This is a genomic window from Paenibacillus sp. FSL R7-0163 (genome assembly GCF_037969975.1).
Taxonomy (GTDB): domain Bacteria; phylum Bacillota; class Bacilli; order Paenibacillales; family Paenibacillaceae; genus Paenibacillus_AQ; species Paenibacillus_AQ odorifer.
Genome location: NZ_CP150224.1, coordinates 3,890,279 through 3,906,205, shown reverse-complemented (window position 1 = coordinate 3,906,205; position 15,927 = coordinate 3,890,279). Strand labels below are relative to the sequence as shown.

Sequence of the window (15,927 nt, the reverse complement as noted above, 5' to 3'; positions counted from 1 at the left end):
CGCTCCTATTAGTATTGTTGTTTGTGAGGTGCTAATTTGTCCCAGTCAAAGGTAACGCCAGTGCCCGTTACTTCAGGCGCTACTGCCATCCCATTGTCTTTGTTAATCACTAGCGGACGTGTAGTGTATTGATCGATAGGGAAGCTATGCATTTCGAGATAACCTGCATTTGGCATAGCTGCTAACAAACTAACGTGTAATTCCTGCATCCCATGTGTGGAAACGGAAAGGTTATAGGCTTGTGTTAAGTGAGCTACCTTTAACCAGCCCGTAATTCCGCCTATATTGGAAGCATCAGGTTGAGGGAAATCAACATGACCATATTGCAGCATGTGATGGAATTCGGTTAATGTGCGCAAGTTCTCTCCGCCTGCAACGGCCATTCCTGTTTCTTCAGCAATCCGTGCATAGCCGGCATAATCCTCCGGAATCGTTGGTTCTTCTAAGAAAAGAATGTCATATTTCAAAAATTCACGTGCGGCTTTTATCGCTTTTTCCACACTCCAGCTCATATTGGCATCGACCATAAAGGCTACATCCGGGCCGACCAATTGGCGTACCGCAGCCACTCGTTCCACATCTTCAGCTAATGTTTTTTGGCCTAGTTTAATTTTGACAGCCTGGAGGCCCATATCTAAGTATTTTTGATTGTTGCGCAGGAGCTTTTCTAATGGGAAATTCAAATCAATCGCTCCACCATAACATTTGACCTCATTGCTTGCGCCACCCAGAAGTTTGTAGAGAGGTTCATCTGCTTTCTTCGCACGTAAATCCCATAACGCAATGTCACATGCCGCAATGGCGAAGCTCGCCAGACCCCCGCGAGCAACATAATGTATTCCCCAGTTCATCTGCTCCCAGATACTTTCCACACAGCTGGCGTCTTTGCCAACTAAAATATGTGTTAATTCATTAGCAATTAGTGAGCAGATCGCTTTGCCGCCAAATCCGCCAGTATAGGTATAACCTACACCTTCACGACCTTCATCCGTTCTAATTTTGACAATGGGTACTTCAAAATGAGTATGCAAGCCGTGTTTAGCATCCTCCATGATTTCTGGCAAAGGGATACGATAGTACTCTGTAATAACTTCTTTAATTATAGACATCTGTGATCACTCCTTATAAAAGTTGTTGTAAGTTTGATATAGGGGAGGCTGTATTTTGTTTAAGTGCTTGAACCACAAGTTTAGCAATTTGCTGGGCACCTTCATCCGAGAAATGAGTATCATCCGTAACTCCATTGGGGTAATTGGGATGTGTTTTCTCTGGTAAGTGCATGAATAACTTCTTGGATTCTTCTTCGCCTAATGAACGATAGAGCGCTTGCGAGGCTGTGAAAATATCAAGTAGCGGAGTGTGCGTTTCTTCAGCCACTTGTCTCATTACCTCGGGATAAGCGCCTACAGCCAACGGGTCAAGCTCTCCATCGGCGTTAAAGCGGCGGCGACTTACAGAGGTTAACAGAATCGGAGTCCCCCCTAGCTGCCGAGCTGCATCTATATATTGAATTAGATTGTGGCGATATTCAGTTTCAGGATCGGTGTAACGTAATGGATCATCTTTTTTCTCATCGTTATGTCCAAATTGAATAAACAGGTAGTCGCCGGGTTGAAAGTCTTTTTTGATGGCATCCAGGCGGCCGTCTGTTATGAACGATTTGGTGCTTCGACCATTAATTGCACGATTCTGGATTTGAATAGAAGTCCCAAAATAACTTTGCAGGTATTCTCCCCAGCCAGTCATAGGTTTTTCTCCAGCGCCTTTAATAGCCGCAGTGGAATCGCCTGCAATAAATAGTTGTTGTCTCATAAGGCCTTCTGCTCCTTTAACGTATTGATGTTCCCTTAGCCAGTTCTCAGCAAGGGAAAGCCATTGCTGGCAATGAGGGTGTTCTTTAGCAAGCCCTAAACCATGCCGCCCTTCTTCAAAGATATGTAATTCAAAAGGAATTCCCTGATTAGACAGGGCAGAGGCGAACAACAGACTATTCTCCACGGGAACGCTGGCATCGTTTGCTGTTGTCCAGATAAAGGTTGGAGGTGTGAGTGAATCCACCTGGGCTTCTGAGGAAAAGGAGTCAAGCTCCGCTTGTGATGGGTCGTCTCCAAGAAAATGTAGCCGGCTTCCCTTATGCGAATGGGACTCTTGGAAAGTGATTACAGGATAACCTAACAGAAGAAGATTTGGTTTCTCTGCTCTAGTGGTAGAAAAGATGGAAGCTAAGTGTCCTCCAGCCGAGAATCCAATCATCCCTACTTTGTCTGAGATCACATTCCAAGCTTTGGGTGCTTCCCTAATCCATTTGAGAGCTTCCTCAACATCATTTAACAAAGAAGAGACGTTGAAGTCTCCGACCTGATAATCTAGTACACCTGCATGAATACCTAGACTGTTTAGCCATTGAGCCACAGGTTCTCCTTCATGTTTGGCTAAGTGCTGATAACCTCCACCAGGCAATACCAATATAAAAGGACGGGGTTGATCCGTCTCGAGCGGATAGAGGGTGAGTAGTGAGGTTTCCTGAGAAATCTCATCTTGTTCTACACGGTTAGTATTTAGTCGAAAGTTCAACATTGCGTTCAAATTCCTCCCTAAATGGTTATATGCACACGTTAACATATTTTCCGAAAAAAAGAGAGACTCTTTTTTTTTAGATTCGACCTTGAACGATTATTTTGTGATTTTTACATAGATTCGTCAAATGTTGGTTTGGATTTAGTGCCTGTATTGTTATCCCGGTACTGTCCAGGGGTCATCCCTTCCTGTTTACGGAAAGATCGAATGAAATTCTGAGAATTGTTGTATCTTAATTTGGCTGCAATATCTTTGATCGGCATATCGGTTTCCTGCAGCCATTTTTTCGCCATTTTAAATCGGTACATCGTTAAATATTCGCTGAAATAGTATTGGGTCTCCTTACGGAAGACACTGCTGATATAGTTGGCGTTGTAATGCAGCCGAGAAGCGCATTCTTCCAAGGTTAGATCTGTATCATATTCATGTTGGATCAGATCAATGATTTTCTCAGAGATGTTTTGGTATTGGGCATTTTGCCTGCTGATAAAAATTTTGATCATCGGGTAAATGACCATGCTCCAGAACCAATCCTCAATCTCAGCCACGGTATGAAGGTCATGCAATTCCTCAAAAATAGAGCCATTAGCATGATAGATCTGATTTAAGCTAATGCCCGATTCCTGCATCATAATGAGCAAGTTATTGAGTAAGCGGGTCAACGGGATTTGATATTCCTGTGGTGAAAGCTCAAGGGCAAAAATAGATTTAAAAAGCAAATGAATCAGTTCCTTGGCTTTATCCGTTTCAGCCAGCTTGATAGCATCCATTAGATCGTTTTCTTTATGCGTAGGGTAGTTCAAGTTCAGATAATGTTTGCCGGAGTTAATGTTCTCATATTGAATAATAACGCCTTTGCCAAGCTTAATGCGATGTTTCAGTGCTTCTAGACCTTCTCTGTAGGCGATGGCTAGTTTATCGAAGGCGTTGAAGGGAAGGCTCAGCCCAATACTCACCTGCACCTTTAGATAATTATTTATTTCTTGCTGCAGCTTCTCCGTTAACGAATACAGTGTCTTATGAAAAGACTGGGTATCGCAGTCTGAACTGCCCAATAATACGACTACCGCATGGTCCATGATTACAGGAGCCAGCCGTTGTTCAGGACAGATTAACTCTTCGATCATATTGTGGGCAGCGAACAATAAGAGGCTGAGATCTTTTTTCTCATAGCTGGAATCCTCGGCATAATCAATAGACAACGTAATTACTGCCATGGTTTTCCATTCTTTAAGCTGTGTTTGGTAGCCGAATTGCCCTAATTCTTCGAGCAAATCACGTTTCTTAACATTTCCGTGGAAGGCATTGATCAGAAAAAACGTTCGCACCTGCTGAAAGTGTTGCCGGACTTCTTTTTCCAGCTGTGATTTGGATTGGAACAAAGAATGAACTTGTTCTCCTATAATCTGAAATTCATTGCGATGTCTCGATTTAATATCCGGTTTGCGTTGGCCCATCTGATTAAGCAGTCTTTCGATAGGGGTGTACATACGCCTGGAACCGATCCATGCCAGAAGAATGGAGAACAAGAGCATAATGGTGCACACGATTATCGTAAACATCCCGATTTTATTGGACTCCTTCGTCAAGCTTTCCATAGAAGTAACCGATAGATAAACCCAGCCATTTAACTGAGAACGCATGAAAGTGACGGAGTAATTCTTTTTATTGATCACAGTCTTGAACTGTCCGGATTGTTTAGAAGGATCAGAGATTAAAGGGACTTCTTTAAATCCGCCTTGCTCTTTAGGTTTTCCGATTAAGCTGGTATCCGGATGGAGCAGGAAGCGGCCAGCTTGATCCAGAACGATAATGTCATCGAGTGGCTGCACATCTGAATTAATGAAATCCTGAAGACTGCAGACCGGAATATTAGCTAGGGCAAGCCCATATTTTTGCAGCTTATTGGTGGGAAGCTTTTTGATAAGACTAATGCTGTAATTGCAGCCAGTGACGTTAATGCTCTCCTCGCTATAAAATAAGGACGATGGATTCAAAATCCATGAAGTATCGTCAGCTATATTCATTAGATTAGAGAGTTGCGCGTGGTTTTTGTATTCATTCAGACGGTAGACGCCTGAATTTTTGATCATCCAGTTCTGCTGCTGATTGAGCAGGATGACATCCTCCAGTTTCGTATCGAAGGATTGCATATTGCGGATTTCGTTTCTTAAATCATTATATAAAATGAAATCGGTTTCATTTAAAGGGTTATTTAGTGCTTTTTTTAATACACTAGAGTTGATCACTTGGTTTAATGTTTGATTGACAGTTGTTAACTTATGTTCTACATTTGAGGTGATTTGTAATATAAGTTCCATTTTACTGTTGTTTACGTTCTTTTGGATCTCATTAGATGATGTGAAATAGGAAAAAGAACCGATGAATATCACCGGCAACGTGCTAATTACAAAGGCAAAAATCGTTAATTTACTTAAAAAGCTTAATGGTCTCACGGGGCTCAGCACCTTTACTTATGTAGAAGTAGACACTTGTTCTTAGTGTATGAAACCTGGTGGAAAATAACAATAATCATCTCGTTCCGCAATAATCATTAATCCTAATTATGACTACAAAATGGAAAATCTTCAAGCTGTAGGGTGAAAATCCTTACAATACCTTAGGAGGCTGTAGAAATGTTCAGACAATTTTTGTGTAGAAGGGCAACGTTTTGTTTCTGCTTATTTTTCATGCTTGTTTTCCCTATGTTAAGCGCTTGCAGTGATGGAAAGTCAGCTGGTTCTGTACTGCAAGAAGCTCGCCCGAACCTCTCCATCTTGGCACCCCTTCATTTTCCACAGCAGCCTTCAAAAAAGATTATAGCTGAGATTGAAAGATTAACAGGGGTGGAGCTTGATATCACGTGGGTGCCTGAGGGTGTTTATACCGATAAAATGAACACGGCGTTGACCACTAATTCCTTAGGAAAAGTCACCTTTGTGAAGTTCTCAGATTATAATCTGGTGAAAAACGCCATCCGTTCTGAAGCATTTTGGGAGATCGGCCCATATCTTCAGGAGTTCCCCAATCTTAAAGCACTGGACCCCGCTATTCTTAAACAGACCGCTGTAGATGGAAAGATCTACGGCCTATATACAGAACGCCCTTCCTCCAGACAGGGTGTCATTATACGTAAGGATTGGCTGGACAATCTTCATTTAAGCAATCCACAGACCTTAGATGATCTATATGAAGTAATGAGGCAATTTACATATAACGATCCGGATCAGAATGGCAAACAAGATACCCTTGGATTAGTCGATCGTAATGATCTTGTTTATGGTGTATTTAAGACACTAAGCTCTTATTTTGGCACACCAAATAATTGGAAGCTAGAGAATCATCAATTTGTTCCGGAATTCGTAACAGCGGAGTATATGAACACAATGAATTTTATGAAGAAATTATATGATGAAAAAATCATAAATCAGGACTTTGCTCTTACCAGTAAAGAGGTTCAACGCGATAAATTCATTAACGGAATCGCTGGTGTGTTTATTGGCAGCATGACTGATGTGCAGCGGTTGTCAATTGAAGCTCAAGCATACAATCCAAAGGCTGAACTTACCCTGATCAATCGTATCGAGGGGCCTGATGGATATAAAGTGTGGTCTATCCCCAATTACAACGGACTGTATCTCTTTTCCAAAAAGTCCATTGCCACAGAGGAGGAGCTTCGGCAGGTGCTTGGATTTTTTGATCGGACCATGGATAAAGATGTAGCCAATATAATGATGTATGGCTTTGAGGGGCGGCATTATAAGCTTGAAGGCGGCAAGATTATCCTTCCCGAGGAAACCTCACAACTGCGGGTACAGGAAGTGAATCCGCTATATGCTTTAATGATCGCGGACATTAGTAATAAAAACATTATGGAAGTGGCTCAGAAGGAGCAATTAACCTCTCTAGCAGATCAGCTGAGTAAAGATAATGAATCTTTTCTGGTCGATGACCCGACAGTTTCTCTGAGCTCATCTACTTTTGATGAGAAGAATATGGAGTTATCTACAATCATTGTGGATGCTACATATAACTATATATTAGGTAATATTACCGTCGAGGGATTCCAGCAAGAGGTTGAGAAATGGAGAGCTCGTGGAGGCAATCTTATTATTAAGGAATATGCTGAGGCTGAGTTTGGGACAGAAAAGTAAATAGGTTAAAAAGGTTTTGATCCACTGCGGATAATGCGGTGGATTTTTTTGTGCTGCGATATCACGATAATCATTTGCTCAGATCCCTTTCAGAACACGCCGTTATGGGGAAATGATTGTTTTCGTAACCTTGCCGACGATGTAACGTGGAACTCGTAACCAATACAAATTATGGAGGTCAAAATGGTATGAAGAAGAAATCCTTCACCATGTTGTTAACAGCACTGTTAACATTCAGCACATTGTTAGCTGGATGCGGTGGTAACAACAATAACAAAGAAGAAGCAGCAGCCCCAACTACAAGTGCAGAGAACACTACGAAGGTGGAAGAGACTGAAGCACCTAAAGAGGAACCTACAGAAATCAAAATCATGCTTCCATTGAATACATCAGAGACTCCGCCTGATACGATTAAGAATGAACTAGAGAAATTGACCAACACGAAGCTGACTTATCAATTTTTTCCGGCTGATACTTATGAAGAAAAACTGAATTCATCTTTTGCAACGGGTTCATTGCCGCAAGTAACATATTTGAAGAATCAGACAACCTTCATTCAGATGAAAGAAGCGATAAAAGACGGACAATTCTGGGAAATCGGTCCACTATTAAGCGAATTTCCGAATTTGAGCAAACTGAAACCAGAAATTCTTAATAACACGAAAGTAGATGACAAGCTTTATACCCTATATATCGGGCGTCCACTTGCACGCCAAGGGATCATTTACCGCAAAGACTGGGCAGATAAATTAGGACTTGCTGCACCAGCTAATGTAGATGAATTATTTGAAATGGCTAAAGCCTTCACAGAACAAGATCCAGACGGTAATGGAAAGAAAGATACTACCGGTATTATTGACCGTAATGAGTTGACCTATGGAGCTTTCAAAACTGTTTCGTCTTGGTTCGGAACACCGAATACCTGGGGTGAGAAGGATGGCAAATTAGCGCCTGAATTTACCTTCGATGAATATTTCGACACAATGGATTTTTTCAAAAAAGCTCGTGATGGCGGATACATTAATCAAGATTTCGCTGCCACCAGTAAAACGGATGCAGTAAATATGTTTAAGGCTGGAAAGGGTGGACTCTATATTGGGGGCTCCATGCAAGATATTGATTCCCTCAATAAAGATACTATTAAGAATAACCCTGACGCTGTTTTGGATGCGCATAGTATGGTTGCAAGTCCAGATGGAAAATATGCTCAATGGATGATTCCAGGCTATAACAATGTTGTCTTGTTCCCGAAATCTGCTGTCAAGGATGAGGCAGAGCTGAAGAAGATTCTTGCTTTCTTTGATCAAATGATGACTCCAGAAGTAGCTAATTTGATGTATTGGGGAATTGAAGGTACTCACTATACCGTTGAAGACGGTAAAGCGAAAGCTGCAGACGACAAAGAATTGATTGAACGTGAAGTAAAGGGATATAAGGACAGCGTTATCGGCGAAGCTGAAACCAATGGAATGTACGAAAACTATAACACGCTGCCAGGAAGAATTCATGCAGATCAATTGGTTCTTGAGAATGTCAAAGTTGGTGTAGCGGATCCAACAGCTGCTATGGATTCGGCTACCTATACAGAAAAAGGCGTAGAGCTTCAACAGATTATTACAGATGCAACCTATAAATATATTTATGGTCAGATTGACAAGGCTGGATTTGAGAAGGAAGTAGAGAACTGGAAGAGCCGTGGTGGAGATAAGATTATTGAAGAATACAACGCGTTATACAAAAAATAGTAACCCGTACTGGAATAGTTAAGCGACAAATTGTAGCTGAAAAGGTTGTTGATCTTGTTTCAACAACCTTTTCTATTCCTCACTGGGTTCAGAAATATCGTGTTTGAATAAAGAAGGAGAAAGGAAGAATATCATGCAGGAAGTCACCGCACAGCCCAGCTCAGCTCCTCAAATGAATCCTAAGCCTGAAATTTATAAAAGTAGCAGCGAACTGAAAAAGCGGCTGTGGAGAAATAAATGGCTCTACGTCATGCTAACTCCGGGAGTACTGTATTTTCTGATTTTTAAATATCTTCCAATGTACGGATTAATTATCTCATTTCAGGATTACAAACCCTATCAAGGGATCAACGGTAGTGATTGGGTAGGGATGAAGCATTTCAGCAGGTTGTTCACAGAGCCGGATTTCTTAAATATATTAGTGAACACACTTATTCTTTTCGGATTAAATATTCTTATCTATTTCCCGATGCCGATTATTCTTGCCCTGATGTTAAATGAACTTCAAGGCAGCTTTTTCAAAAGAACCTTTCAGACGATCTTCTATTTGCCCCATTTTCTGTCATTGGTTATCATCGTCTCCATTTCTTATGTAATGGTCACGATGGATGGAGGGATTATCAACGAGCTGCTTGTCTATTTTGGCTTTGAACCAATCAATTTCCTGCTTAATCCAGGGTGGTTCAGGCCCATGTATATTATTCAGGTGATTTGGAGAGAAGCAGGTTGGGGAACGATTATTTATCTAGCTTCCATAGCTGCGATTGACCCAGGGCTTTATGAAGCATCGCGTATGGACGGAGCTGGAAGACTTAGACAAGTCTGGCATATCACTCTTCCAGCGATTAGAGGCGTAATTATTACATTATTTATTCTGAAAATTGGTTCCGTTCTTGATCTTGGATTTGAACATGTATATCTGCTACTTAACTCCATGAATCGAGAAGTTGCGGAAATTATCGATACGTATGTATATACTGCTGGTTTGAGACAAGGGCAGTTTAGTTACAGTACAGCTATTGGATTCTTTAAATCGATTGTAGGCTTTGTAATGGTGATGATGGTGAATAAATTATCCAAGAAAATGGGAGAAGAAGGCGTTTATTGATATTTTGTGGGAGGAATCGAAATGGTAGAAGATAAAACAATCAGTGGTAGAATCTTTTCTGCTATAAACTTTACGCTGCTTGCGATCATTGCTTTAATTACTGTGCTTCCCCTTGTTCACGTTGTAGCAGGCTCTTTCACAACGAGTGCAGAACTAGCTTCTAGCAAATTTGTACTGATTCCAAAGGTATGGAGTCTGGAAGCATACAAGTTCATCTTTTCGACGAATACAATATTTAAAGCCATGGGTGTTTCCATTGGTATCACGGCAATTGGTTCTATTTTTAGTTTGTTTATAACTTCTTTGATGGCCTACGCTCTTACCAGAAAAGATCTGGATGGTCGTAAAGTGGTTAACTTCATGGTCGTGTTCACCATGCTTTTTCATGGTGGGATGATTCCAACGTTCCTCGTGGTGAAGGAATTAGGACTAATTGACACGTACGCATCACTGATCCTACCGTCAGCGATTAGTGCCTTTAATATGATCATTTTGAGAAACTTTTTCCAAAATATACCTGAAGGTTTGGAGGAATCGGCCAAAATTGATGGTTGTAACGATTTTGGAATATTATTTCGGATTGTATTGCCACTATCCTTACCTGCGTTAGCGACTATCGGATTGTTCTATGCGGTAACGTATTGGAATACCTACATGAATGCGATTCTGTATTTGAATGATAGTGCGAAATGGCCAATACAGGTTCTGCTCAGACAAATTGTCGTCCTTGCCAGCGGTATGGATCACAGCGCTACACTGGATGCTGCTGTTCCACCGCCAGATCAATCAATTAAAATGGCTGTTATCGTTGTAGCTACCTTACCAATAGTTTGTGTGTATCCGTTCCTGCAAAAGCATTTTGCCAAAGGTGCCATGTTGGGTTCTATGAAGGGCTAGCAAGAAAGAGAGAGACTATACTTAGGGGAGGAGCTTCGAGATGACTGTACAGATACCTACAACGCCGATAGAGTGGGCAAAAAAAGCTTGCGATTCACTAATGGATACTTACAGGGCGGGAGAGCTTCCCCCCGCGCATCGATGGCACTATCATCAGGGTGTATTTCTGTGTGGCATGGAGCTTTTGTGGAATGCTTATCAAGAAGACCGTTATATCAACTATATTCAGGAATATGTAGATGATTTGGTGGATGAATACGGGAACTTTTATTTTGCACGTGATGAGCTGGATGCGGTTCAAGCAGGACAGCTACTATTCACTCTTTATGAACGGACAGGCAAACTTAAGTATCGTATTGCAGCAGAGAAGCTAAGAAATTTACTGCTCACACTAAATAAAACCTCTGAGGGCGGGTATTGGCACAAGGATAAGTACGCCAACCAAATGTGGTTGGATGGACTTTATATGGCAGGCGTATTCTCCTTGAAATATGCTAATGTCTACGATGAACCAAGCTTGCGTGAAACGGTCCTTCATCAGGAAATGTTAATGCGCAAGCATATGAAGGATGAGACAACGGGTTTGTTATACCATGCCTGGGATGAGAGCCGGCGGATGCCTTGGTCGAATCCGGAGACGGGTTGTTCACCGGAGTTCTGGAGCCGATCATTAGGATGGTATGGTCTCGCCTTATCGCAATTTCTGGATCTGTTACCTTCCCATGATTCAGCCCGGACAGAGCTGTCTACTACGCTGAGAGATTTTGTGGATGCACTTATTCGTTACCAAGATCAAAAAAGTGGACTTTGGTATCAAGTCGTAGATAAGGGACATGAGCCAGATAATTGGCTGGAGACTTCAGGGTCATGTTTGTTCGTCTATACGATTGCCAAAGCCGTGAAGCATGGCGTTGTAAGTGATGTGACTATCGCTACAGCTGCCGCTAAAAAAGGATATGAAGGGTTAACCAAAGTAATCCAGTGGGATGAGCATAACCGATTAGTTCTGCCGGACATTTGTATCGGTACCTCAGCTGGAGATTACGAGAGTTACGTGACTCGGCCTAAGGTTAAAAATGATCTGCATGGTGTGGGCGCATTGGTGATGGCTTGTGTTGAAATACAGTCAATGCTCCAAGACTGAATCGCTCCGTATCCTTACTAAACAATGACTTGATTCTCTGAGATTGCAGAGAATCAAGTCGTATTATTTTATGTACAAAGTAATCCTTAAATCGGGTGAACCTATTTATAGTTTTTGAGCTCTTAAATTTATAAATATTTTGGGGGTTGGGATGAAGAAATCACAGTGGGCAATTCAAACGGCAGACTCTATTATGGCGCGGACACCGAAGCTTTATGAAGATAAAGGCTACAAAGGAAGCTGGACCTACGATTATGGCGTGGTATTGAACGGTTTTGAATGGCTTTGGAAGCAGACCGGTGATTCGAAGTATCTGCAGTTCATTCAAGATAATATGGACTACTTTATTCAGGAAGATGGCAGTGTCAAGGGCTACCACCTAGAGGAGTATAACATCGATCATATTAACAACGGAAAATTATTATTGACTCTATATAAAGAAACGAAGCAGGAAAAATACAAAAAAGCGGCTGCTCTACTTAGAAAGCAACTTGAGACCCATCCGCGAACCTCGGAAGGTGCTTTTTGGCATAAAAATATATATCCCTATCAGATTTGGTTAGATGGACTTTATATGGGCGCTCCTTTTTATTTAGCCTACTTGCTAGCTTTTGAAGAAGGGCAGGGACTTGAGGATGTAACCAAACAATTTATCTTGTGTGAGAAGCATACGAAAGATCCGGTAACAGGTCTGCTATATCATGCATGGGATGAACAGCGTATTCAACCTTGGTGCGACCCTGAAACAGGACTTTCGCCTAACTTTTGGGCCCGTTCACTTGGCTGGTATCTCATGGCATTGGTTGATGTTCTGGAATTGCTGCCTAGTGAGCACTCAGATTATCCAGAGCTGGTACGAATACTAAATGATACCTTAACTGCGGTGAAGAAATATCAGGATAAGGAATCCGGGGTCTGGTATCAAGTGATTAATCTAGGGGAACGCAAAGGAAATTATCTTGAGGCCTCTGCTTCAAGTATGATCGTGTATGCCATGGCTAAAGGTATCCGATTAGGCGTGTTAAACGCTGGATGGTACGAAACATTAGATCTGGCTCAACAAGGACTTATCTCGGAGTTTGTACTAGAAACCAAAGAAGAATGGGTCAATTTAAATAAGAATTGCCAAGTAGCAGGATTAGGTGGAGTGGACCAACGTGACGGTACTTTCGCTTATTACATTAGCGAGCCTATTGTCACTAACGACCAAAAAGGTGTGGGTGCTTTCCTTCAGGCCTGTGTGGAATACGAACAATTAAGAGGCTGGATCTGATATAGAACAGGGAGGCTTATGAATGTTGATCTACAATATTGAGGATTTTGGAGCGCTTAAGAATAGTAAAAAGTTAGCGACAGAAGCGATAACGCGTGCAATTGAAGCGGCAAATAAAGCCGGTGGAGGAACCGTTTATGTGCCGGCTGGTACGTTCTTAACCGGTGCAATTCATATGAAAAGCAATATCGAATTGAATTTAAATCCGGGTGCCATTCTTTCATTCAGTACGAACCCGGAGGATTACCCTGCAGTGGAATGCAGATGGGAAGGAGTGAAGCAGCAGGTTCATTCACCTTGTATTTATGGAAGAGAGTTAGTTAATGTATCGATCACTGGCAGCGGAATGATTAACGGAAATGGTGAACTCTGGTGGGATAAGTTTCGGAACCGCCGGGAAGAGCTGCAGTATCCCCGGCCGACTCTAATCGGCTTGGACAGCTGTCAGCGGGTAACCCTTAAAGATATCGCGCTGGTCAATTCTCCAAGCTGGACCGTTAATCCGATAGGCTGTTACAATGTGACTATTGATAATATTTCCATTCTGAACCCGGCGGACTCTCCAAATACAGATGGTATTAATCCAGAGTCTTGCACCAATGTGCGAATTAGCAATTGCAATATTGATGTCGGTGATGACTGCATAGCGATCAAGGCAGGAACTGAGGATACCAAAGAACGAGTTCCTTGTGAGAATATTACGATCACCAACTGCACTATGGTACATGGACACGGGGGTGTCGTACTCGGTAGTGAAATGAGTGGAGATATTCGTAATGTCACGATTAGTAATTGTGTGTTTAAACAAACCGATCGTGGAATCCGGATGAAATCAAGACGGGGACGCGGGGGAACGATTGAAGATATTCGGATCAGCAATATTGTAATGGAGGACGTTATTTGTCCGTTTACTCTAAATCTATATTATTTCTGTGGACCACGCGGAAAAGAAAAATATGTGTGGGATAAAAATCCTTATCCGGTTACAGAGGAAACGCCGTGTTTTAGACGCATTCATTTTGCCAATATTACCGCACGTAATGTTCATGCCGCAGCGGGTTTCTTATACGGGCTTGCGGAGCAGTATGTATCCGAGATTACGTTTACCAATGTGGACATCTCCATGGCGACGAATGCAATTCCCGGCCATCCAGACATGATGACAGGGATCGAAAACATGAATAATCGCGGGTTTTTCCTCGGGAATGCAAGAGATGTTCAATTTCATCAGGTGACGATTGAGAACCATGAAGGGCCTGCTTTTTACATTGAAAATGGAGAAGCTGTAGAGATCATAAATTGTCGATCAAAAAACACGAAGAAGCCGGAAAAATTAGTAGAACAAGCTACAGTGTCACCTGAAGAACAGAATGTCTGTCCATAAGAGAGAGTCATCAATTTATTGAAAGGAAAAGAATCCACTATGCTTGTTGTAGGAAAAGAATCCTTTTGCGCTTATCACACGATTCAAGAGGCGATAGATTCACTAGAGCAGGGGCCATCCGGTCAAGCGGATACGCTTTATATTTTGTCAGGGGTCTATAAAGAGGCAGTGCGGATTTATCGTTCTAATCTTACGATCATAGGGATTGGCTACGTGGAGATTGTTATGAATCGTTACGCGAAAGAGCGTGATGAAGCGGGCGAAGAAATCAATACATTCTCTACACCAACGTTATTTCTGGGCGGCAGCCACCTGATCTTGGAGAATCTGGTGATTACCAATAATGCAGGGCAGGGTGAAAATATCGGGCAGGCGGTAGCCGTGTATGCTAATTGTGATCAAACCGTATTCAGAAATTGTACTTTAAAAGGGTATCAGGACACGTTGTTCACGGGACCTTTGCCACCTGCACCCAAAGAGCGATCTACGTTTGGAGGTATACCACTGAGAAAGCACCATGCCCAATATCGGCAGTTGTATCAGCATTGCTATATAGAGGGAACAGTGGACTTTATATTTGGTGGGGCTACGGCTTATTTTGACAGATGTGAAATTCGCAGCTTGCGTCATAGTGAGAATCAAGCAGGTTATATTACGGCAGCCTCCACACCCGTGGGACAATCGTATGGTTATATTTTTAAAAATTGCTTTTTAACAGCGGCTCCTGATATTGCTCCGGTGTTTCTGGGCCGTCCATGGCGTGAGTATGCTAAAACCGTATTTGTAGATTGTCAGCTGGGTGCACATATTCATCCACTTGGCTGGGATAACTGGAACAACACCGCTAATGAACAAACCGTTTGTTATCAGGAATATGGCGTGAAGGATGCAATTCTCCTGAGTAAGCAACGTGTTTCTTGGGCAGATTGCTTTGAAGATGGGGACGAGACGTTGGATAAAGAGTTTGTTTTTGCTGGCACGGATTTTTGGAAATAGATAATTTAATTAACGAGTACACAAATAAAAAACGGTAGTCTAGACGAGAAGCATAAAGTCTTAGACTGCCGTTTTATTTATGTGTTGTATCACTTTATTTTTAATATGATCTTTCCTTTAGCTCTGCCCGATTCGGAATACTCCATCGCTTTCTGCGCCTCTACAGAAGGAAACACTTGATCAATAACAGGTTTTATTTGTCCGGACCTTATCAAATGCTTCGGTTTTATAATTGATAATTTGATCGGCTCCAAGTGACTTGACCAATTCTGCTCCAGCATCGCTTGTAGTAGTAGCCACGTATATCCCCATCGCTTAGGCAAGTTGGATAGCAAAAGTGCCAACACCGCCCGCTCCCGCTTGAATCAATACCTTTTGCCATCATCTATCTTGATTTTTTTAACATTCTTTCCTACTTGGATGACAATCCCTGAAAAATCATTTCCTAAAACTAGGGGCATATCGTATTTCAACAGCGTACGAACTTTGCCATCCCGCACTTTGAAATCGATAGGATTAATACTTGCTGCATGGATCTCTGCCAATACATCATAATCACCCACTGCGGGTGTTGGGATGTCGGCTAGCTGAAGAGGGGAATTCCCGTATTTTTTTATGATCATTGCTTTCATCCTAAAACCTCCAACTC

Annotated in this window: 11 protein-coding genes and 1 pseudogene; 8 read left to right on the top strand and 4 right to left on the bottom strand. The window is 42.0% G+C overall.

What is annotated here, in order from left to right; genetic code table 11:
• Positions 1-8 precede the first annotated feature (8 nt).
• The 3 genes from NST45_RS17445 to NST45_RS17435 form a co-directional block, all read right to left on the bottom strand.
• On the bottom strand, positions 9-1,109 hold the full coding sequence (locus NST45_RS17445; RefSeq protein ID WP_036679245.1) for a mandelate racemase/muconate lactonizing enzyme family protein: 1,101 nt from the start codon (positions 1,107-1,109) through the stop codon (positions 9-11).
• A gap of 13 nt (positions 1,110-1,122) precedes the next feature.
• Positions 1,123-2,577: a GDSL-type esterase/lipase family protein gene (locus NST45_RS17440; RefSeq protein ID WP_036679431.1), complete on the bottom strand. Its 1,455-nt coding sequence runs from the start codon at positions 2,575-2,577 to the stop codon at positions 1,123-1,125.
• Between the two features lie 110 nt (positions 2,578-2,687).
• Positions 2,688-5,033: a helix-turn-helix domain-containing protein gene (locus NST45_RS17435; protein WP_076098493.1), complete on the bottom strand. Its 2,346-nt coding sequence runs from the start codon at positions 5,031-5,033 to the stop codon at positions 2,688-2,690.
• A gap of 180 nt (positions 5,034-5,213) precedes the next feature.
• On the opposite strand from NST45_RS17435, the gene NST45_RS17430 reads away from it, so the two are divergent.
• The 8 genes from NST45_RS17430 (at position 5,214) to NST45_RS17395 (ending at position 15,278) form a co-directional block, all read left to right on the top strand.
• A complete protein-coding gene (locus NST45_RS17430; RefSeq protein ID WP_339823328.1) occupies positions 5,214-6,731 on the top strand; it encodes an extracellular solute-binding protein in 1,518 nt (505 codons plus the stop codon).
• Positions 6,732-6,919: 188 nt separating this feature from the next.
• Positions 6,920-8,476 carry an extracellular solute-binding protein gene (locus NST45_RS17425; protein ID WP_036679248.1) on the top strand — a complete coding sequence of 519 codons (1,557 nt, stop codon included), beginning with the start codon at positions 6,920-6,922 and terminating at the stop codon, positions 8,474-8,476.
• A gap of 133 nt (positions 8,477-8,609) precedes the next feature.
• Complete coding sequence (locus tag NST45_RS17420) at positions 8,610-9,584, top strand: sugar ABC transporter permease (protein ID WP_036679252.1); 975 nt, start codon at positions 8,610-8,612, stop codon at positions 9,582-9,584.
• Between the two features lie 21 nt (positions 9,585-9,605).
• Positions 9,606-10,481 (top strand): carbohydrate ABC transporter permease, encoded by an 876-nt coding sequence (locus NST45_RS17415; RefSeq protein WP_076107520.1) that lies wholly within the window; start codon positions 9,606-9,608, stop codon positions 10,479-10,481.
• A gap of 40 nt (positions 10,482-10,521) precedes the next feature.
• The gene (locus NST45_RS17410; RefSeq protein WP_036679257.1) at positions 10,522-11,625 is read left to right on the top strand and encodes a glycoside hydrolase family 88 protein; all 1,104 of its coding nucleotides are present in this window, start codon (positions 10,522-10,524) and stop codon (positions 11,623-11,625) included.
• Positions 11,626-11,776: 151 nt separating this feature from the next.
• The gene (locus tag NST45_RS17405; RefSeq protein WP_076098492.1) at positions 11,777-12,898 is read left to right on the top strand and encodes a glycoside hydrolase family 88 protein; all 1,122 of its coding nucleotides are present in this window, start codon (positions 11,777-11,779) and stop codon (positions 12,896-12,898) included.
• Positions 12,899-12,920: 22 nt separating this feature from the next.
• On the top strand, positions 12,921-14,282 hold the full coding sequence (locus NST45_RS17400; protein WP_036679261.1) for a glycoside hydrolase family 28 protein: 1,362 nt from the start codon (positions 12,921-12,923) through the stop codon (positions 14,280-14,282).
• Positions 14,283-14,321: 39 nt separating this feature from the next.
• Positions 14,322-15,278: a pectinesterase family protein gene (locus NST45_RS17395; RefSeq protein WP_036679262.1), complete on the top strand. Its 957-nt coding sequence runs from the start codon at positions 14,322-14,324 to the stop codon at positions 15,276-15,278.
• An 89-nt stretch (positions 15,279-15,367) separates the two neighbouring features.
• Here NST45_RS17395 and NST45_RS17390 read toward each other — a convergent pair.
• Positions 15,368-15,910 (bottom strand): annotated as a pseudogene (locus tag NST45_RS17390) (NADP-dependent oxidoreductase).
• Between the last annotated feature and the right edge of the window lie 17 nt (positions 15,911-15,927).

Coding starts and splice junctions, on each gene's coding strand:
- NST45_RS17445 (WP_036679245.1), bottom strand. CDS start 1,109: ATGTCTATAATTAAAGAAGTTATTACAGAGTACTATCGTATCCCTTTG.
- NST45_RS17440 (WP_036679431.1), bottom strand. CDS start 2,577: ATGTTGAACTTTCGACTAAATACTAACCGTGTAGAACAAGATGAGATT.
- NST45_RS17430 (WP_339823328.1), top strand. CDS start 5,214: ATGTTCAGACAATTTTTGTGTAGAAGGGCAACGTTTTGTTTCTGCTTA.
- NST45_RS17425 (WP_036679248.1), top strand. CDS start 6,920: ATGAAGAAGAAATCCTTCACCATGTTGTTAACAGCACTGTTAACATTC.
- NST45_RS17420 (WP_036679252.1), top strand. CDS start 8,610: ATGCAGGAAGTCACCGCACAGCCCAGCTCAGCTCCTCAAATGAATCCT.
- NST45_RS17415 (WP_076107520.1), top strand. CDS start 9,606: ATGGTAGAAGATAAAACAATCAGTGGTAGAATCTTTTCTGCTATAAAC.
- NST45_RS17410 (WP_036679257.1), top strand. CDS start 10,522: ATGACTGTACAGATACCTACAACGCCGATAGAGTGGGCAAAAAAAGCT.
- NST45_RS17405 (WP_076098492.1), top strand. CDS start 11,777: ATGAAGAAATCACAGTGGGCAATTCAAACGGCAGACTCTATTATGGCG.
- NST45_RS17400 (WP_036679261.1), top strand. CDS start 12,921: ATGTTGATCTACAATATTGAGGATTTTGGAGCGCTTAAGAATAGTAAA.
- NST45_RS17395 (WP_036679262.1), top strand. CDS start 14,322: ATGCTTGTTGTAGGAAAAGAATCCTTTTGCGCTTATCACACGATTCAA.